The following is an 18,875-nucleotide window of genomic DNA, read 5'->3' on the forward strand; positions in this document are numbered from 1 at the left end:
AGCACTCCATAAGTGGATGAAATAAATTAGATTATTAACAAACAGCCTTTTCTGTCGACGGATCGAAGATAAAGGTTTCTAACTCACCCTGACTCTGTTTAGCTAATCGGCGCCAATCGGCATCCGATAAACGAACAGACAAAATACAGTTCCCCAGATCGTCGTACTCTTTCTGCTGTATCGCATCCAGTCGATAAAACTGGCCAAGATAATGTCCAGCAGTTGCCGGAATCTTAAGTGTAAACTCATGAATAACTTCACCAATCAACTCGGTGATTGCCTTCAGGAGCAGATCAAATCCCAAACGTTTTTGTGCCGAAAGCCAGACGCGCACGGGCTTACCGTGTTCATCGTATTCGATGCGCGGCGTGACATCCTCAAGCAGGTCGATTTTATTACAAACGACCAACTGCATCACCTCGGCTGCATCGATATCTTCGAGCACGTTTTGTACCTGCTCGAAGTTATCCGCCATATTTTCATCAGCACAATCAACAATATGCAGCAATAAATCCGCTTGACGCGTTTCCTGCAATGTTGCCTTGAACGCGGCAACCAGATCGTGTGGTAAATGGCGAATAAAACCTACAGTGTCCGCTAAAATCACGGCACCGTCGGGCAGATCTAACTTTCTCAATGTGGGGTCGAGTGTGGCAAATAGCTGGTCGGCTGCATAAACATCAGATGAGGTTAAGGCATTAAACAGCGTTGACTTGCCCGCGTTGGTATAACCCACTAATGAGACTGTTGGCATGTCACTACGCTTACGGGCGCGGCGACTCTGCTCACGTTGTTTATCAACACGCTCTAAGCGTTTATTGATATTTTTAATACGGCCCCTGAGCAAACGTCTATCGGTTTCGAGCTGGGTTTCACCCGGGCCACGTAAACCGATACCGCCTTTTTGGCGCTCAAGGTGAGTCCAACCACGCACAAGACGCGTCGACATGTGGCGCAATTGCGCTAGCTCCACCTGTAACTTACCTTCATGGGTCCGAGCACGTTGAGCGAAAATATCCAAGATCAGCGTGGTTCGGTCCAATACACGGCACTGACACACCTGTTCAAGGTTTCGCTCTTGAGCAGGACTCAAGGCGTGATTGAAAATAACCACATTCGCCTCGGTCGCAGCCACTAATGCAGCTAACTCCTCGGCTTTACCAGAACCAATAAAAAACTTACGGTCTGGTGAGCGTCGACTTCCAGTAATGACCCCGACTGAGCGTGCTCCAGCTGACTCGACTAATAGCTGTAACTCGACTAAGTCTTCCCGGCGTTCCTCATCGGAAAAGTCGATATGGACAAGAACCGCTGTTTCTCCCGCCTCATAACGATCAAACAAGAAGCAAACTCCTCAATTAAAACTTATTCGCCACTTGGCATATCGTCTTGCGCGCCATAACCGCCCTGGGCATTTTGATGGCCAGCAACGTTAAATGGACGAGCAGGTACTACGGTAGAAATAGCGTGTTTGTAAACCATTTGGCTCACTGTGTTTTTCAACAGAATGACAAACTGATCAAACGACTCTACCTGTCCTTGGAGTTTAATGCCGTTTACCAAGTAAATTGATACAGGAACGCGCTCGCGGCGTAGTGCGTTCAAAAATGGGTCTTGTAAAGATTGCCCCTTAGCCATTTTATTATTTCCTTTTTAATTTATATAAAAATAAATCGTTATCAGTGAAGTTTTTTGTTTAGTTTTAGTATTATACAGCAAGGGCTAATAAGCTAGCGGCATTGACGCATAAGTGTAACTAAATTCCCCTCAGCACCACTTTCAAGCCAATTCAACTCTGGCCAACTACGCAACCATGTTAATTGACGCTTAGCTAATTGCCTAGTAGCGGCAACGGCTTTTTCGACCATAGTATCATAGTCAAATTCACCATCGAGATACTGCCAACATTGTCGATATCCCACGCAACGCATTGAGGGCAAATCTAAATGTAGGTCACCTCTCGCTTTCAGCTGGGCGACTTCATCAATAAAACCTTGCTCTAACATTATCCGAAAACGCTGCCCGATTAACTCATGCAGCACTTTGCGCTCACGGGGCGCAATGGCAAATTGCACCACATCGTAGGGTAAAGGAGCCGACTTGGTTTGAGTTAACTCGGTCAGACTCTTACCGCTTATTCTATATACTTCTATCGCTCTTGAAAGCCTTTGTGGATCATTAGGATGAATTCTTTCTGCCGATACGGGATCTATCTCCCTTAATTGCTCGTGCAGTGCTTCCCATCCGTTTGCGTCCGCTTCGGCTTGAATATCGGCTCGAATCGCCTCATCTGCACTCGGTAACGGCGATAATCCTTCTAAAAGCGCCTTAAAGTACATCATGGTGCCGCCCACTAATACGGGGGTCTTGCCCATGCTAATAATCTGTTCAATCTCGCGCAGCGCATCGGTTCTAAAATCGGCGGCGGAGTAGCTCTCTGCCGGATCGCGGATGTCGATCAGTCGATGCGGACCTCGTGCTAATTCCTCGGCAGAGGGCTTAGCACTGCCAATGTCCATGCCGCGATAGATCAATGCTGAATCAACCGAGATAATCTCGCAATTATGCTTTTCGGCTAATTCGAGTGCTAAAGCGGTTTTTCCGGACGCCGTTGGTCCCATCAAAAACACCACTTTTGGCTGTAATTCTTTATTCAATTGCTTGCTCTTCTAGCCACGATTGCCAAGGTAAGGATACTGCTTTATCGGCAATTTGCTGTCTTTTCTCTTCAGTTAACTGACAATAGGCCGCCCAAATATCCGCAGCCGAGGTAAATCCAGTTAAACTCTGCTCTGCCAGCCACACAGCCAATGCATTAGGTGCTGGAGCTTCAAAACGTAGGGATTGCAACCACTCGGGGATCACCTTCGCTAACTGGCTATCCCTGAGATATGGGGGCACTTTTTTAATTATCAACTGCTGATAGCGAATTGTTAGTTCTAATCCTAATTGCCGGATAAGTGTTTCATGTTCTTCGAGTAATGCAGGCCAATCCGTATCGGCGGCAATCGATACTGGCATCAATAAGGGCTGACCTATCAAACCCGTTGCCAGCTTTGTTTCTATCTCATGGCTACGGGTCGCTAACGCCACAGATTGAATCGGCAATAGACTCAAGTTTTGCCCTTGCGCCAACACCCAATATTGACCATTGAGTATGGCGGGCATTGCAAGCACAGGTTGATACGGCTTGTCCTGCACGCTATAGGATGGCGTCTGCAACAATTCTCCGTAACTGGCGATAGCCGCCTTAGAAGGAAGCTCGGCTCGGGCACGACTTTCCCCTGCCGAACCATTGCGAGACTCCCGCGGAACGGCCATACTGCCGTAGGCATTGCTCTGCACGCCAGCGTAAGGACGCGCACTGGCATTATCCCGAGTACGCTCACCTAGCGGCGAATCGACCCGGCTTTCCCGTGACATCTCGGCGCGAGAAGTATCAACACGTGAAGCTTCATCCCAAGTTGAATGCGTTTTAGATTCAGGCGATTGCAGCTCGAAGGCATGATGCTTAGTTTGTGCCTGCGCCCCAGATTCGGAGAGAGAGACCTCATCCCTAGCCTGTGGCGAATTCGGCTCGAAAGGACGCTCAAAACCCAGCTCGCCCGCTTCTTCGAGCGCCGATTGCAGTGCCTGAAGAATATAATCATGCACATAACGGCTCTGATGAAAGCGCACTTCGTGTTTCGCCGGATGCACGTTCACATCCACCTGATGGGGATCGATATCCAGCATCAACACATAACCCGGCTGTTCGACCTCGGCTTTTTGGGCAAATGCTTGGCGCACCGCATGATTGACTAAACGGTCGCGCACTAAGCGGCCATTCACATAAAAGTAATGGGTGTCGGTTAACACCGTTGACCAAGGCGACTGTAAATAACCACTTAAACGCAGGTCATCGTGTTGGCATTCGACCCGCAATGCCTCATCGGCAAATTGGCGCCCAGCAACCTGAGTCAACCGCTGCAAATACTGCGGCTCATTCATCGCCGGACGATAGTTGCGCACGGTTTTACCATTGTGATTCAAGGTAAAGTGGATATCCCCGCGCACTAATGCAATGCGCTTTAGCCATTCATCGATATGGGTAAATTCGGTTTTATCGCTTTTAAGAAAACGTCTGCGAGCGGGCGTATTAAAAAACAGATCGACAACTTCGATAGTTGAACCAACAGGATGCGCGGCCGGCATGACTTTTACCGCCATATCGACGCCTTCGGCATAAGCCTGCCACGCTTCCGTTTGCTCGGCCGTTCGCGAAGTCAAGGTTAAGCGAGACACTGAACTGATACTCGCCAATGCCTCACCGCGAAAACCAAAGCTGAGAATCGCTTCAAGGTCGTCAAGGGAATGCAATTTCGAGGTGGCATGGCGCGACAAAGCCAAGGCCAGCTCATCCTTTGGGATCCCCGAACCATTGTCGCGGATCTTAATCAGCTTGCTGCCGCCTTTATCGATTTCGATATCGATGCGCGTCGCCCCAGCATCTAGGCTGTTCTCGACAAGCTCCTTCACCACAGAAGCTGGCCGTTCGACCACTTCACCAGCGGCGATTTGGTTGGCTAATTGCGGCGGAAGGATCTGGATCCCCATAGATTTCATCCTATTAACTCTCAGGAATAACGAGTGTTTGCCCGAGTTGTACCACATCCGTTTTCATGCCATTGGCGCGCTTAATGCTTGCCATAGGCACTTGATAACGCTGAGCAATCGCCGAAAGTGACTCGCCGCGGCTCACCTTGTGCTTGATATTTCCCGAGGAGGATTTCGCGCTCGAGCTGGCCGTTGTGCCACCGCTATTACGCTTCGCGAGCAAGGTATCTGCCGGCGGGTTATTGTGGAAATAACGGCTAACGCCTTTATAGATAGCGGTTGCGATACTTTCCTGATGGCGACTGCTATTAAGTAACCTTTCTTCCTTCGGATTCGAGATAAATCCTGTCTCCACCAGAATGGAGGGAATATCGGGGGATTTTAATACCGCAAGGCTGGCAGACTCTGGGCGGCTCTTATGCAGCTCAGTCACTGAACCAAGATCCTTGAGAATATCCCCAGCAACAGAGTGACCTATGGCCATCGAACTGTTCATGGACATATCGAGCAAAGTCATTGCAAGATACTGTTCATTATCGGTATTTTGGATAATTTCCCCTGCACCACCTAAAAGTTCTGAGTGTTTCTCTTTTTGCTCTAACCAACGACCAATTTCACTGTTCGCGCGGCGCATCGATAATACCCACACAGACGCCCCCTTTGGCTGGGGCGAGGTAAAGGCATCGGCGTGGATAGAAATCAGTAAATCGGCCTTACTGTTACGGGCGAGCTCAGAGCGCTTGTTCAAATTCACAAAGTAATCGCCGGTACGGATCATCACGGCGCGCATACCCGGCGTGTCGTTGATCTTACTGGCCACTCTTTTGGCTATCTCCAGTGCCACTTTTTTCTCGTAAACACCAGAAGGGCCAATAGAACCAGGATCATCGCCACCGTGGCCCGCATCAATCGCCACCACAATATCACGGGAGGATTGCGCCGATTGAGTAACCGTTTTAACGGGAGTTGAACTCACCACAGCTGTCGCCGTGGTTAAGGTTTTATCCTCGAGATCCACCACCAGACGATTGCCATAGGGCGCCGTCACTGGTAGGGAAAATAGGTTGGCATTTAATGGCTTAACCAGATCGATCACCAAACGTAAATCACCTTTAGTGGGTGATTTGCTGACGCGAACCCCCTTAACCAATTTACTGTTGTTATCGATATTTTTCAGGCTCAGTTTTGTCGACGCCTTTTTAAGGTCGACCACCAAACGATTGGGCCCATCGAGGGAAAAATAAGTGTAATTAGGTGCTTCGCTCAAATCGAACACCACACGGGTCGACTCGGGGGCAGCCCAAATACGCACGCCCTCAAGCTGGTTAGCAGCATGGGCCGCTACAGCAAAAAAAGCGAACAGAAAAAGAGTAATAGTTTGAAAGTAATGCTTATTTTTAGTCATCTTTGTTTTTTATTTTATTGCGGCTAATAGCTTTTTACCTGATTCTGTTAAGGCTCGAATTTGGATTTCACGTCCTTGGTTAACATAATTTAAATGCAGGTGAATATCGGCATCGGGCAAGAGTCCATGACCTTTGTCGGGCCATTCCACAATGCACAGGCTGCTATCGGTAAAGTAATCACGGATCCCCATGAACTCGAGTTCTTCAGGATCGTTTAAACGATACAAATCAAAATGATAAACTTCGACACCGTCTAGCTCATAAGGTTCAACTAAAGTGTAGGTCGGGCTCTTTACCGCTCCTTTATGCCCTAATCCTTGGATTAACCCGCGGCTCAGAGTGGTTTTACCCGCCCCTAAATCCCCCGTCAAATACAGAGTCAAAGGCGCTTGAATATGGCGGGCCAATTTTTGCCCAACCGCAATAGTCTCGTCTTCGTTATTTAATTGAAAGGTTAACTCTGTCATTTCCGCTTTTATCACTGCTGTTATGGATGGAGGAGGCAACTTAAGCGCGGGAATGTCCTGCGCTTAAGTTTTACAGCGCCTAGAGTAAATCACTATTTACTAATTGGCGAATAAAAGGCATCAAATCGCTGGCTAACATGCCCCGCTCACCCTGCACTGCTGCCAAATCGGCCGCGCAGCCATGAACGACAACCCCAACAACGGTCGCCTGCATGTTATCCATTCCTTGAGCCATAAGTGCGCCTATAATACCAGATAACACATCGCCGCACCCACCACTCGCAAGCCCCGGATTTCCAACAGGTGCCACGACCATCTGTTTTCCATCAAAAATGATAGTACCCGCACCTTTGAGCAGCACCACGCCACCATATTTTTGCTGCAGAGCACGCACAGCAGCAAATCTATCCTGCTCAATGTCGGCGACATTGCATCCCAAGAGCCGCGCAGCTTCCCCTGGATGGGGCGTGAGTACCCAGTTAGTTTGCCTGCGCGGTTCTTGACTCAATAGATTTAGAGCATCGGCATCGAGCACACAGGGTTTATCGCTTAAGCCCGCGGCTTTAAACAAGTTATAACCCCAGTCGTGTTTTCCTAAACCAGGGCCAAGTACCACCACCTGCGCCCAACCTAGGCGCAGATAGACTTCCATATCGACCAGTTCACAGCCCCAAAACATCAATTCGGGGCGTGAGACGTTTACTGTCAGTTGATGTTCAGGCCTACTGATCACAGTCACCAATCCGGCGCCCACACGTAAACAAGCTTCACTTGCGAGGCGAATGGCTCCCGCCATACCAAAATCACCACCTATCAGTGTTACCTTGCCCGATTGCCCCTTGTGGCTGTCCCGTGCTCTTGCGGCAAAATGGCTTTTTAACATTTCACCGCCGACTCGCATTGCACTCTCGGCATCGAAGAAAGGCGTTAATCCCAGATCGGCAAAGGTCAAATGGCCGCAGTGGTGTCTCGCCTTACTGGTCAAAAGCCCCTGCTTTAACCCACCAAAGCATAGAGTGACATCCGCCATCACGGCGACGTGAAGAGCAACGCCAGTATCGGCAACAATTCCCGAGGGCAGATCTAAACTCAGTACCCAAGCTTCACTCTGATTGATCGCACGGATTAGTGCGGCCAATTCCTCACGCACAGCGCCCTGTACGCCTGTGCCCAGCAGACCATCGATAATGACTGGCGCCTGCTGTATCGCTTCGATATTGGGGGAATCGATAACACCGCCCAGGTTGAGATAGGCAGAAAGTGCTTGCTCGAACTCTGCTGTGCCTTGGGTCTTGAGCAAATAAACCTTGACCTGATGCCCTGCTTCTAAGGCTAGGCGCGCGCAGACCAGCGCATCGGCACCATTATTGCCGCTACCCGCCAGTACGAGTAAAGGCATTCCTTCAAGCTGAGGATGCCGCTCACGCTGTTGAGTGAAGCACTCGAATGCCGCCCGCCCAGCACGTTCAACTAATTGATATAAAGTGGTTTCCCCTTCTGAAACAGCGAGCAGTTCGGCGGCTCTCACCTGCTGCTGCGTATAAAGCGCCGTGGGTAAACTCGATAAATCTTGTGCCATAGAGGATCTCCTGCGCGACAAATAATCAAAAGGACTGCTCATCTAACACCCTGTGATTGGTGAGAACCAAGCATTACAAGGTCAAATCAACCAATGAGATCAAGAAAGTAGCAAAAACCGTCCCCAAAAATTATGACGTAAATCAGTTGCCATGCAAAAAGCGTCCAAAGTGAAAAATACTCATCCGGTAAAGACAACAAAGCCAGCATTATGCTGGCTTTGAAAGGTCATTCTGAATCGAATTAGATATCATCCATCCGAATTGTGCTATGCACCAAACGTTGCTGCTGAGTTTTCTCTACCCGAATCAGGCCCTCTAATGCGGTGCGGGCATCTTCGGCAGTCGTTGAGTTAACGGTTTTTTCCAATAAGCCAATCAGTCGATTTTCTAAATCGAGGTGCAGATTCAGCACATCATCTTCGGTCATGTTGGCGGGCAACATGGTGTCTTGACAGCGCTTGGTAAAATCTTCAAATACAAAGTCTTTATACCAAGTATCTAATACTCTAACGGGCGCCTCATCCATATAATCATGCAATTTTTCAGCCACATGTTTTTGATGAGACTCAAAATATTCCAGCATCATCTTCACGCGGGCAGAATCGGCCTGATTGTTCAGTCGGCCATAGAGTTGCGCCATATCTAAGCGGCAGTTCGCCACATACTCAAGTAAATCACGCAATTGTTGAATACGCATATAATGCACTCCAGTGTTAAGCCAACTACTTGGCGCTATTAACTTTGTCTGGATTCATTATGTAAGTAAAAGCGTTGCGAATATTTGAACAAGGTCATAATTTAACTTTCGCAACGCCATCTAATTTAGGAAATCTTGAAGAAACAAGGCGCAGATCACGCATTAACCTTGCTGTTTTATTTTTTACAAAATAGAAAACATCATCAACTACAGCCGCTAAGCATGCAACGTTTACCCATACTTAACCGCATTAGCATTAGAGATAACCGTGCAAACAAAGATTAATAGATTACAGCGATGAAAGTGCTAAAAAAGCCCTTCGAACAATCAAGAACGGAACAGACATGCGAAGCAGACAAAAGAGCAAAATAGCGCAACGTAAGTTGTGATATATCAGTTTGAAATGGAGAAGATTTAATGGGGATGCTTACGAGAAAATTGGAGCGACATATCGGGTTCGAACCGATGACCTATACCTTGGCAAGGTATCGCTCTACCAACTGAGCTAATGTCGCATTTACATTTTAAGACTGTAACCGTCTGAAATTGGAGCGACATATCGGGTTCGAACCGATGACCTATACCTTGGCAAGGTATCGCTCTACCAACTGAGCTAATGTCGCATAATTTTGTGTTTAATGACTTGGTGAATCACTAAATTTGTATTTGGAGCGACATATCGGGTTCGAACCGATGACCTATACCTTGGCAAGGTATCGCTCTACCAACTGAGCTAATGTCGCATAATTTTGTATTTAATGACTTGGTGAATCACTAAATTTGTATTTGGAGCGACATATCGGGTTCGAACCGATGACCTATACCTTGGCAAGGTATCGCTCTACCAACTGAGCTAATGTCGCTTTTTGTATCGCTGCCACATTTGCCTTCAACATTCACAAAGGTATCGTCTCCTAACCTTTATCAACTGAGCTAATGTCGCAATTACTTATATGAGCAGCGCTTCGTGTCCGCATCAAAAAGTTGAGGCCGCATTATATGAAAAATTTATGCGGCTGCAACCCCTTCTTGCAGATTTATCTGCTGATCGGTCAAATTTTAAATACTTTGCTGCGGTAATACTGTAATTCCGCGATCGACTCTTGGATATCTTGCAGCGCTTGATGGGTATTTTGCTTTTTGAAACCCGCCATAGTTTCAGGGCTCCAACGCTTCACTAACTCTTTTACCGTGCTCACGTCGAGGTTGCGGTAATGGAAGTAGTCCTCCAGTTCACGCATATAACGATTTAAGAAGCGACGGTCCTGCCCTACGCTGTTACCGCACATAGGTGAAGCGCCCTTAGGCACGTATTGCTCTAAAAATGCGATGGTTTGTGCAACCGCTTGTGCTTCGTTCACTTGGCTAGCACGCACTCTATCGATCAAACCCGATTCACCGTGGTGTTTTTGGTTCCAATCATCCATGGCCGCCAGCACATCATCCGATTGATGAATAGCAATCACAGGCCCCTGACCGATAATATTGAGTTCTTGGTCTGTTACTAAGGTAGCAATTTCAATGACTCTATCGACATCGGGTTCTAACCCTGTCATTTCGAGATCGATCCAAATGAGATTATTCGCGTCCGCCGCCATAATTCAGCCTTATCATGTCAGTTAGCCTAAATTCAGGCTTTTTTATTCAAGAGCGTGTATCATACTGCTTTTTTCAGACACAAAAAATCATCTAATTGACGAAGACAAATCAGTGAGTAAAAAGAAACCCCTAAGCCAAGGCCAATTACGCCGTATGCGCGCCAATCACGAGAAACGCCTCAATCGTGACAATGGTGATAAAAATGCGCCTGAGTTACAGGATAGCTCACTCGGCCCAGAACAGAGCGGAAACGTGATCTCCCGCTTTGGCCAACATGCCGATATTGAAACCGAAGATGGCCAAATCGTGCGCTGCAATATTCGCCGCACCATTAAGAGCTTAGTCACCGGCGATAAAGTGATTGTACGCCTCGCCATTGAAACCCAAGCCAACAGTGGCATTGCCGGCATTGTAGAGGCAGTACACCCAAGACGCTCTTCCCTCTCGCGTCCCGACTTATACGATGGCGTGAAAATTATCGCCTCGAATATCGACCAAATTTTGATTGTGTCTTCGGTATTACCTAGCTTTACCACTCAGATTATCGACCGCTACTTAGTGGCGGCCGAAGACACGGATATTCCGCCGATCATCATTTTGAATAAAATTGATCTGCTAACGCCAGAAGAAGCCCCCGCCATCGAAGCCGCCTTAAAGCGCTACGAAGCCATTGGTTATCCCGTGTATAAGGTCAGCAGTAAATTAGGTGAAGGGTTAGATACCATTAAAGCCCTGCTGAAAGATAAAGTGAGCGTATTTGCCGGCCAGTCCGGTGTGGGTAAATCTTCTCTGGTCAACGCCTTACTGCCCGAAGCCGAATTATTGGTGGGGGATGTCTCCGACAACTCAGGGCTGGGTCAACACACTACCACCACGGCTAAGTTGCTGCATTTACCCAGCGGTGGTGATTTAATTGATTCCCCCGGCGTGCGCGAATTTGCCCTCTGGCACTTACCCGCCCAACGTGTCGGTTGGTGTTTTATCGAATTTAGAGACTTTTTAGGTGGCTGCAAATTCCGCGATTGTAAGCATGGCGATGATCCGGGCTGTGCCTTAAAAGCCGCTGTCGATGCGGGTAAAATTAGCGAAGATCGCTTTAATAACTACCATCGTATTATCGCAAGCCTAGATGAGCAGCGCCATGCACGGCATTTTCGTGCCCAAAGCGATGAATAACTAACGCCATCGTTTCGCATAAAATTAACGTAGAACAAGTCTCAACCTAAGTTGAGCAACATAAAGGAAAGGAACATAAATTGGATAAAGTTAAAATTGCGCTGCAGTACATGCTGCCAAAGCACCTGTTATCTCGCTTAGTCGGTAAACTTGCCGCTTCCGAAGCTGGCGCATTAACGACTGCCGCGATTAAATGGTTTATCAAGCAATATAAAATCGATATGAGCGAAGCGGCTCAGAGCGAACCCGAAGCCTATAAAAGCTTCAATGACTTTTTTACCCGCGCACTAAAGCCTGGCATTCGCCCAATTAATACTGCGGCCAATATCATGGTGCACCCGGTTGATGGTGCCGTTAGCCAGCTCGGCCCCATCAAGGATGGGCGTATTTTCCAAGCTAAAGGCCATCACTATTCTTCACTCACTTTGCTTGGCGACCAAGCCGAAGATGCCAAACGCTTCGAAGGTGGGGATTTTGCGACTATTTATCTGGCTCCCAAGGATTATCACCGCATCCACATGCCGATAAAGGGCACGCTGTCGAAGATGACCTATGTACCGGGCGAACTGTTTTCCGTTAACCCCTTAACGGCGCGTCATGTGCCAGGCCTGTTTGCTCGCAACGAACGTGTTGTGGCGATTTTTGAAACCGAGCTTGGCCCGCTAGCCATGGTATTAGTGGGTGCGACTATTGTGGCCAGTATCGAAACCGTTTGGGCAGGCACTATTACGCCACCAACGGGCAAGCAAGTCTTCACATGGGAATACCCAACCGTAGGTCCAGACGCCATTACCTTAGATAAAGGCGAAGAAATGGGCCGCTTCAAGCTTGGCAGTACCGTCGTCATGCTGTTTGCTAAAGATGCTATCGACACCTTCGCCGAAGGCGTTGAGCCAGAAGCCGTAACGCGTATGGGTCAAGCCTTTGCTAATCTGAAAAATCAGGCGTCAGCCGACTAATTACGGCGACCCAATTGAGCCAGACCGCTAAACCTTCGGGATTAATCGAATTACACTTAGCTGTGCTGATGTTTGGTGGCACAGCTTTGTTTTCAAAGTTAATTCCCTTAAGCGCACTCGATATTACCTTCTTACGATGTGTGGTCGCGGCCTTGGTGTTGGCATCACTCATCAAATTCCGCGGTAAATACTTAAGCCTTGCCAGCAAACAGGATTATCTGGTCGCTATCGGCTTAGGTGTGATAGTCAGCTTGCACTGGGTTACCTACTTCGCCGCGATGCAACTCTCATCGGTTGCCATCGGCATGATTGCCTTCTTCACCTATCCGGTGATGACAGTCATTGCCGAGCCGTTATTAACAGGCAATAAAATCAAGCTGATGGATATTATCAGTGGTGTTTTAGTGCTGATAGGCGTGGTGCTATTGATTCCCGAAGCTAATCTTGGCAACGATACAACCCTAGGGATTGCGGTCGGGATTGTCTCGGCGATGCTATTTACCGCCCGTAACCTGCTGCAAAAACGCTATTTTTCCCAATATAGCGGCCCCCACGCCATGTTTTATCAGACCTTAGTGGCGGCAGTGTTTCTTATGCCTTGGCATCAAACCGAGTTACAGACTATCTCCCTCGAGACCTGGGGCTTGATAGTGCTGCTCGGGGTGGTGTTTACCGCCGCGCCCCATGCCTTATTCACCTCGGCATTACGCCAATTAAGCGCTAAAACTGTGGGGTTAGTCTCCTGCCTACAACCCTTCTACGGGGCGATGTTGGCATTAGTGATCTTAGGCGAAGCATTGAATCTCAACACTCTGATAGGCGGAACCATCATAGTCGCCACCGCCATCTTCGAAACCCATCAATCGCACCAGTCACAACGGCGAAAAAAGAACGTCTGAAACATACCAATCTTGGCCTAAGTTGGCTAAGATGAGTGCGTCTTTCGCCCCTAATTGCTTTTGCTTATATGCCACGTATTTTATTGTTCGTTATTGCTTTTTTATCTTTTTCTCTCCATGCCAATTCGCCACTGCAATTGGACAAGCGCCTTGGCCTAAACAACCAAAATCAGCAACAAAATATTAGCATTGACGATCAAATTGTTGAGCTTAAAAACAACATTGATAGATTGGCAGCGAATGCGAGCAGTTTTCAGCAGGCGCAGCTCGATTTTGAAGAAAACAAAAAAGTCATCGACCACGGCTTAAAAGAGGCCGCTAAGCCCTTGAAGCTGGATAAAGGAACTGATCTCAACCAGCAAGCCTCGATGGCTTATTTACGGCTGTCGGAATTAAAAGAGAGCGAAACCGCCCTCGGTAATCAAGTCAGCGAACTGTTACAGCGCCACAATCTGCTGCCCTCCGTCATCGCCAACGCCAGGCAGAATGTGCTGCAAAATAAGAAAACCGAGTTAGCCCCACTGGACACGCCAGCCGGCGAGTTACAGCAAACCCAACGGGTTTTCTTCGAACAAAGCCTAGCCACCAATGAGGCCGAGCTTGCCAGCAGCCAAAAGCGCATCGAACTCACCCAGCTCCAGTTACAATTGGTTCGCCAACAATTAAGCCAGCAAGAAGCCTTTATTGAAACCATCAATAAGGCGATGAATAAACAGCGTCAGCAACAAACCGATGCAACGCTGGCGAAGAATTTAGTGGATACCGCCAAGGTCGTGGATCCTGTGACCCGCAATATTGCCGACACTAACCAGATCTACGGCCAAAAACTCCAAACCTTAACCTTGCAAATCAACAACGTGGTTGAGCAGCAAGAGCAGGCCGAGCTGCAATATCAATCCCAAGCCAAGCAGTTAGCGAATATCCAAGAGCAAATCACTTGGGTCAAAATGAACTCTGCCTTTGGCGAGCGTTTTTTGCAGATGCTGCAATCTCTGCCGAAGCCGCCAAACCATGAGAAGCTGCAAACGCTGATCGCCGATGCTCGCCTCGATAGATACCACCTCGAGCAACAACAGGCACTTAACGAGCAAGAGTTAGAGCAAACCAACCTCTACAACGAGGGACAGATTAAACTGCTGCGCTCACAACAGGCACTGCTGACGCAGTTGATGCAAAGTTATGACCAATATTTGAGTGAACTCGGTAAGCTCAAAGTCAATTATCAGCAACTTAGTCAGCAACATCTGACCTTAAAAAACACTCTCAACGAGCACCTGTTTTGGGTGCCAAACGCCGCGAGCATCAATAAACTCTGGCTCACCGACTTGCAGCGCAGCGCCCTGTGGTTAGTGCAAGAGGCGCAGTGGGGGCAATTGGGTAAAGCCTGGCAGGAGCAAAATGACTATTGGTCATGGTGGATCATTCTGTTAGTGCTCTGCTTAGTAATCCAAGATTTAATCCGGCCTAAGTTCAAACGTTTACTCACTCACTATGTCACTTATGTTGGCAACGTGACTCAGGATAAATTTATCTACACCTTTAAATCCTTAGTCCTCAGCCTAGGTTATGCCCTGATCAAACCGCTACCCATAGTCGCGGCAGGGTGGATTTTCTATCAATCTGAACGTAACTTTGTGCAGGCCGTCGGCATGGGAATTTTAGCAATAGGATTAGTTTACCTATTGTATCGCTTGATATTTATCCTCGCCCTCGACAAGGGGGTCTTAGTAGGCCACTTCAAACGCCCCTCAAAACTCATCCAAGCAGGCCAGCTCAGGCTCAAACACTTCGTGTTTGTCGCCAGCCCCCTGCTCGGCATTATGGGCTTTACCGAAGTCCTCGACGCATCCCTTATCCGCAATAGTATTGGCCGCGGCGCATTTATCTGTTTTTGCGTGGTGTTATTCTTGTTATACAAGGATATCTTGGTGCTAAGCCGCCAGAATAGCGACACCCAGAAAGACGGCAAAAACAAACGCCTTATTCAAAAAATGCTCTGGGCATTGCTGATTTCTGTCCCACTGCTAAGTGCCGTACTAGCCTTTAGGGGTTACTACTTCACCGCCTTCCAAATGCTGTTGCAGTTACAACTGTCCATCGTATTGGGATTAAGTTTCCTGCTGCTTTATCAATTAATTAAGCGTTGGATGTTGATCGAGCGCCGCCGTATTGCCTTCGATCGTGCCAAGGCCAAACGGGCCGAACGGTTAGCGCAGCGGGAAAAGGGCGAGACTCACCATGTTTCTAGCGATGGCCTTGATACCTACGAAGAGCCCGTCGTCGACCTCGAAACCATTTCGAGTCAGTCCCTCGGGTTAGTGCGCTCCCTATTGCTATTGGCGTTTTTAGCCAGCTTGATTGGCCTGTGGACGCAAACCCATACGGCGCTATTTTCCTTCCTAGATGGCATCACCCTCTGGACGACAAATACCAGCGTTAATGGTGTCGAGCAGCAGCTGCCTATCACCATGAAATCGCTGTTATTGGGCTTAGTTATTGTTGGCTTCTCACTGATGATTGCGACCAATTTACCCGGTCTGCTCGAACTGATGATCCTACAACGGCTCGACCTGACACCCGGCACCGGCTTTGCCATCACCACGGTAAGCCGTTATTTAGTCGTGTTTTTAGGCCTGCTGATTGGCTTTTCGAATCTCGGGATGGAATGGTCAAAGCTGCAGTGGTTGATTGCCGCCTTGTCACTGGGTCTAGGTTTTGGTTTGCAGGAGATTTTTGCCAACTTTATCTCAGGCCTGATTATTCTGTTTGAAAAGCCAGTACGGATTGGCGATACGGTGACGATCCGCGATCTGACGGGAACCGTGAGTAAAATCCAGATCCGCGCCACCACCATTATCGACTGGGACAGAAAGGAAATTATCATTCCAAACAAGGCCTTTATTACCGAGCAATTGATTAACTGGTCACTGTCGGACCCCATCACGCGGGTGATAGTGCATGTGTCGGTTGCCCGCGATTCGGATCCCGCGAAAGTCGAGGCAACTCTGTATCAAGCGGTGCAGGAATGCGAAGATGCGCTGCCTAATCCAGAGCCAGAGGTTTGGTTTGCGGGCTTTGGTAAACATACCCAAGATTACGAAGTGCGTGCCTATGCAAAAGAGATGTCCGCCCGTTGGCCGCTGCGCCACGATCTGCATAAACGCATAACCCGTAAGCTTAAAGAAAACAATTTAGAGCTCGCCTATCCGCAAATGGAAATCCATCTTAAAAATGGCCAGACTCGCGATCAGGTCGGCATAATCCGCAGTTAATAGGACGAATATCAGATGCTTATTTTTGCTCACCGTGGTGCCAGCGGTTATGTGGCGGAAAATACCTTAGCCGCCATGGCCAAGGCCATTGAGTTAGGTGCCACAGCCATTGAGCTGGATGTGCATAATGTCGAAGGTGAGTTAGTGGTATTTCACGACCGCAGACTCGACAGTAAAAGCTCGGGCCAAGGCATCATCCATTTGGTCAATAAAGGGTATTTGGACACAGTCACAGTCAAAGGCGAGCCGATTCCCACGCTCTGGCAAGTGCTCGAACTGGTTGCCGGCCGCGCGACAATCAACATCGAACTGAAAGGGGTGAATACGGTAGCGCCGCTACTCGCGCTTTATCCTAAGGCCATCGCGGAACTGGGTTTCAGCGCGGAGCAATTGTTGATTTCATCCTTCAATCATCCCTATTTACAACAAGTCAAACAGGCGCTGCCACAGGCATTAGTGGCGCCCTTACTTGCCAGTATTCCCCTCGATGGTGCTGCGGTGGTGAGCGAGCTAAACGCCTATTCCCTGCATTTAGATGTGAGTTTTATCAGCAAGGCCCTAGTGGATGACGCCCACCAGAGGGGCGCTAAGGTGTATGTTTACACCGTCGATCATCGCGATGATATCCATGCCCTTCAGCAGTTGGGTGTCGATGGGATCTTTAGCAATTTCCCCGACCGCGCCATGCAGGCGCTGTTACAACCCACCAACACGGATTACTGCGGCTACTTCGAATAATCCCTTGGCGTGGATTTAGCGGCTTAGGCTTGGCTATTTCGCTGCGCCCAATAGCCAATAAAGATGAACATGGCAACGATCAGCAAGAACATCCAATGAGATTGCATGGCAACGATTTGCCTTGCCACCCAAGGCGTAGCTTTGACGATCAGCAGTCCGTAGCCAAAGGCATTCACAATAATAAAAACAAAGGTTCGAAGGATAAACGAATGGCCCAGTAAATGCCGTCTAAGGATACGATTCACATCGGCTGAAAACACTAAAATCAAACACACGACCATGGCCGTGGCGATATCGAAGGACCAAGGACGAAGCATATTTCCTAAATGGCCAATAATGGCGACTAACTGATCAAACATAATCACTCAACCTAAATTGACGCTGCAAAATCAAAACAACTACAGCAGCATATTGAAAAATAACGACAACTAAGCATAAAGGGAGACGACATGGGGCACAAGTTACTCTTACTGACCAAGGCGAATGAGCAGTATCGCCAGCTCATTGAAGCGCAGCAGTTGCCAGGGCTTGAGTTGCTCGATGATAATCCCGCGAATATTGCAGAGGCTAACATTTGGCTTGCCGAACCCAAGCTTGCCGCGCCGCTGCTGCCCCATGCAAAACAGCTAAAATGGCTGCAATCCAGTTTTGCGGGCATTGATGCCCTGATGAGCCCAAGAGCAAGAAAAGATTATCAACTCACTAACATTAAAGGTATTTTCGGCCCCTTGATGAGTGAGTATCTGTTTGGTTATCTGCTCGCCCACGTGCGAGGACACCAGTTCTACCAAGCGCAGCAAAGGCAAAAATCTTGGCAAGTGCAAAGTGCTGCACGTAGCAGCTTACAAGGGATGCGATTATTACTCCTAGGCACAGGCTCCATCGCCCAGCATGTAGCCAAAACCGCCAAGCACTTTGGCATGCATGTTACAGGGATAAACCGCAGCGGCCGGGAGGTCGAAGGCTTTGATGCGATCCAGCCGCTCTCGCAGCTCGCGCCATGCTTAAGCCAAAGCGATGTAGTGACCAATTTACTGCCCAGCACCCCAGACACACGTTTGCTGCTAAATGCAGACATGCTCGCCACCCTCAAAGCCGATGCAATTTTAGTGAATGTGGGCCGTGGTGATGTGCTCGACCTCGATGCCCTCAATACCCAGCTGATTGCGCGTCCTGTGCAGCAGGCCATTCTCGATGTGTTCACGCAGGAGCCACTCCCTGCGAGCCATCCGATTTGGGAAAGACCTAACGCCATCATAACTCCCCATATCTCGGCGCCGAGTCATCCAGAGCAAATCGTGCGCATTTTTAGTGAAAACTATCGCCGCTATATCGCAGCTGAGTCGCTACAAAATCAGGTCGATTTTATTCAGGGTTATTAATTTGTGGGCGAGTTTAGCGGGTGAATTAAAAGCGGCAAATCACAACTCTCGCAGGCAAAAACAAAAGGCAATCAGTGTATGATTGCCTTTTGATTAAGGATTAT

At 48.5% G+C, this 18,875-nt stretch carries 16 protein-coding genes and 4 tRNA genes; 6 read left to right on the forward strand and 14 right to left on the reverse strand.

Annotation, left to right across the window (positions count from 1 at the left end; genetic code table 11):
• Positions 1 to 34: 34 nt before the first annotated feature.
• The 13 genes from hflX to orn form a co-directional block, all read right to left on the reverse strand.
• Entirely contained in the window at positions 35 to 1,342 is a 1,308-nt protein-coding gene (hflX, locus tag M0415_RS11170; protein ID WP_011715789.1) for a ribosome rescue GTPase HflX, read from the reverse strand.
• A gap of 23 nt (positions 1,343 to 1,365) precedes the next feature.
• Complete coding sequence (gene hfq, locus M0415_RS11175; protein WP_011070934.1) at positions 1,366 to 1,638, reverse strand: RNA chaperone Hfq; 273 nt, start codon at positions 1,636 to 1,638, stop codon at positions 1,366 to 1,368.
• 92 nt (positions 1,639 to 1,730) lie between these two features.
• Positions 1,731 to 2,657, reverse strand: coding sequence for a tRNA (adenosine(37)-N6)-dimethylallyltransferase MiaA (gene miaA / locus M0415_RS11180; RefSeq protein WP_249553610.1), 927 nt, complete (start codon positions 2,655 to 2,657; stop codon positions 1,731 to 1,733).
• On the reverse strand, positions 2,650 to 4,596 hold the full coding sequence (gene mutL, locus M0415_RS11185) for a DNA mismatch repair endonuclease MutL (protein WP_249553608.1): 1,947 nt from the start codon (positions 4,594 to 4,596) through the stop codon (positions 2,650 to 2,652). The genes miaA and mutL overlap by 8 nt, the downstream gene beginning before the upstream one ends.
• A gap of 13 nt (positions 4,597 to 4,609) precedes the next feature.
• Complete coding sequence (locus M0415_RS11190; RefSeq protein ID WP_249553606.1) at positions 4,610 to 6,001, reverse strand: N-acetylmuramoyl-L-alanine amidase; 1,392 nt, start codon at positions 5,999 to 6,001, stop codon at positions 4,610 to 4,612.
• Positions 6,002 to 6,010: 9 nt separating this feature from the next.
• The gene (tsaE, locus tag M0415_RS11195) at positions 6,011 to 6,469 is read right to left on the reverse strand and encodes a tRNA (adenosine(37)-N6)-threonylcarbamoyltransferase complex ATPase subunit type 1 TsaE (RefSeq protein ID WP_011621395.1); all 459 of its coding nucleotides are present in this window, start codon (positions 6,467 to 6,469) and stop codon (positions 6,011 to 6,013) included.
• Between the two features lie 79 nt (positions 6,470 to 6,548).
• Entirely contained in the window at positions 6,549 to 8,048 is a 1,500-nt protein-coding gene (locus tag M0415_RS11200) for an NAD(P)H-hydrate dehydratase (RefSeq protein ID WP_249553598.1), read from the reverse strand.
• A 242-nt stretch (positions 8,049 to 8,290) separates the two neighbouring features.
• Complete coding sequence (locus tag M0415_RS11205; protein WP_249553596.1) at positions 8,291 to 8,746, reverse strand: ferritin family protein; 456 nt, start codon at positions 8,744 to 8,746, stop codon at positions 8,291 to 8,293.
• 439 nt (positions 8,747 to 9,185) lie between these two features.
• A tRNA-Gly gene (locus M0415_RS11210) sits at positions 9,186 to 9,261 on the reverse strand.
• Positions 9,262 to 9,293: 32 nt separating this feature from the next.
• Positions 9,294 to 9,369, reverse strand: a tRNA-Gly gene (locus M0415_RS11215).
• A 44-nt stretch (positions 9,370 to 9,413) separates the two neighbouring features.
• Positions 9,414 to 9,489: transfer RNA gene (locus tag M0415_RS11220), tRNA-Gly, on the reverse strand.
• 44 nt (positions 9,490 to 9,533) lie between these two features.
• Positions 9,534 to 9,609, reverse strand: a tRNA-Gly gene (locus M0415_RS11225).
• A 189-nt stretch (positions 9,610 to 9,798) separates the two neighbouring features.
• Positions 9,799 to 10,344 (reverse strand): oligoribonuclease, encoded by a 546-nt coding sequence (gene orn, locus M0415_RS11230; RefSeq protein ID WP_086902935.1) that lies wholly within the window; start codon positions 10,342 to 10,344, stop codon positions 9,799 to 9,801.
• Between the two features lie 112 nt (positions 10,345 to 10,456).
• On the opposite strand from orn, the gene rsgA reads away from it, so the two are divergent.
• From rsgA to M0415_RS11255, 5 genes are all read left to right on the forward strand, one after another.
• On the forward strand, positions 10,457 to 11,521 hold the full coding sequence (gene rsgA / locus M0415_RS11235) for a small ribosomal subunit biogenesis GTPase RsgA (RefSeq protein ID WP_249553594.1): 1,065 nt from the start codon (positions 10,457 to 10,459) through the stop codon (positions 11,519 to 11,521).
• Positions 11,522 to 11,601: 80 nt separating this feature from the next.
• Positions 11,602 to 12,480: an archaetidylserine decarboxylase gene (gene asd / locus M0415_RS11240; protein WP_011627258.1), complete on the forward strand. Its 879-nt coding sequence runs from the start codon at positions 11,602 to 11,604 to the stop codon at positions 12,478 to 12,480.
• 14 nt (positions 12,481 to 12,494) lie between these two features.
• Positions 12,495 to 13,379 (forward strand): DMT family transporter, encoded by an 885-nt coding sequence (locus M0415_RS11245; protein WP_283771388.1) that lies wholly within the window; start codon positions 12,495 to 12,497, stop codon positions 13,377 to 13,379.
• A 68-nt stretch (positions 13,380 to 13,447) separates the two neighbouring features.
• On the forward strand, positions 13,448 to 16,651 hold the full coding sequence (locus tag M0415_RS11250) for a mechanosensitive ion channel domain-containing protein (protein WP_249553592.1): 3,204 nt from the start codon (positions 13,448 to 13,450) through the stop codon (positions 16,649 to 16,651).
• Between the two features lie 15 nt (positions 16,652 to 16,666).
• Complete coding sequence (locus M0415_RS11255) at positions 16,667 to 17,389, forward strand: glycerophosphodiester phosphodiesterase (protein ID WP_249553590.1); 723 nt, start codon at positions 16,667 to 16,669, stop codon at positions 17,387 to 17,389.
• Between the two features lie 23 nt (positions 17,390 to 17,412).
• Here the strand turns inward: M0415_RS11255 and M0415_RS11260 are convergent, their stop codons facing one another.
• Positions 17,413 to 17,748 (reverse strand): DUF3392 domain-containing protein, encoded by a 336-nt coding sequence (locus M0415_RS11260; protein ID WP_249553588.1) that lies wholly within the window; start codon positions 17,746 to 17,748, stop codon positions 17,413 to 17,415.
• Between the two features lie 90 nt (positions 17,749 to 17,838).
• Between M0415_RS11260 and M0415_RS11265 the strand changes: the two genes are divergently transcribed.
• Positions 17,839 to 18,771, forward strand: a complete 933-nt coding sequence (locus tag M0415_RS11265) for a D-2-hydroxyacid dehydrogenase (protein ID WP_249553587.1) — start codon at positions 17,839 to 17,841, stop codon at positions 18,769 to 18,771.
• The last annotated feature ends 104 nt before the right edge of the window (positions 18,772 to 18,875 follow it).

Origin of the sequence: Shewanella sp. 10B (assembly GCF_023475885.1) — a bacterium.
Taxonomy (GTDB): domain Bacteria; phylum Pseudomonadota; class Gammaproteobacteria; order Enterobacterales; family Shewanellaceae; genus Shewanella; species Shewanella mangrovisoli.

What these genes read in the sequence shown, in the direction of transcription:
- M0415_RS11205 (WP_249553596.1), bottom strand. Translation starts at nt 8,746, where the DNA reads ATGCGTATTCAACAATTGCGTGATTTACTTGAGTATGTGGCGAACTGC.
- M0415_RS11255 (WP_249553590.1), top strand. Translation starts at nt 16,667, where the DNA reads ATGCTTATTTTTGCTCACCGTGGTGCCAGCGGTTATGTGGCGGAAAAT.
- M0415_RS11190 (WP_249553606.1), bottom strand. Translation starts at nt 6,001, where the DNA reads ATGACTAAAAATAAGCATTACTTTCAAACTATTACTCTTTTTCTGTTC.
- M0415_RS11200 (WP_249553598.1), bottom strand. Translation starts at nt 8,048, where the DNA reads ATGGCACAAGATTTATCGAGTTTACCCACGGCGCTTTATACGCAGCAG.
- M0415_RS11250 (WP_249553592.1), top strand. Translation starts at nt 13,448, where the DNA reads ATGCCACGTATTTTATTGTTCGTTATTGCTTTTTTATCTTTTTCTCTC.
- tsaE (WP_011621395.1), bottom strand. Translation starts at nt 6,469, where the DNA reads ATGACAGAGTTAACCTTTCAATTAAATAACGAAGACGAGACTATTGCG.
- M0415_RS11265 (WP_249553587.1), top strand. Translation starts at nt 17,839, where the DNA reads ATGGGGCACAAGTTACTCTTACTGACCAAGGCGAATGAGCAGTATCGC.
- hfq (WP_011070934.1), bottom strand. Translation starts at nt 1,638, where the DNA reads ATGGCTAAGGGGCAATCTTTACAAGACCCATTTTTGAACGCACTACGC.
- orn (WP_086902935.1), bottom strand. Translation starts at nt 10,344, where the DNA reads ATGGCGGCGGACGCGAATAATCTCATTTGGATCGATCTCGAAATGACA.
- M0415_RS11260 (WP_249553588.1), bottom strand. Translation starts at nt 17,748, where the DNA reads ATGTTTGATCAGTTAGTCGCCATTATTGGCCATTTAGGAAATATGCTT.
- mutL (WP_249553608.1), bottom strand. Translation starts at nt 4,596, where the DNA reads ATGGGGATCCAGATCCTTCCGCCGCAATTAGCCAACCAAATCGCCGCT.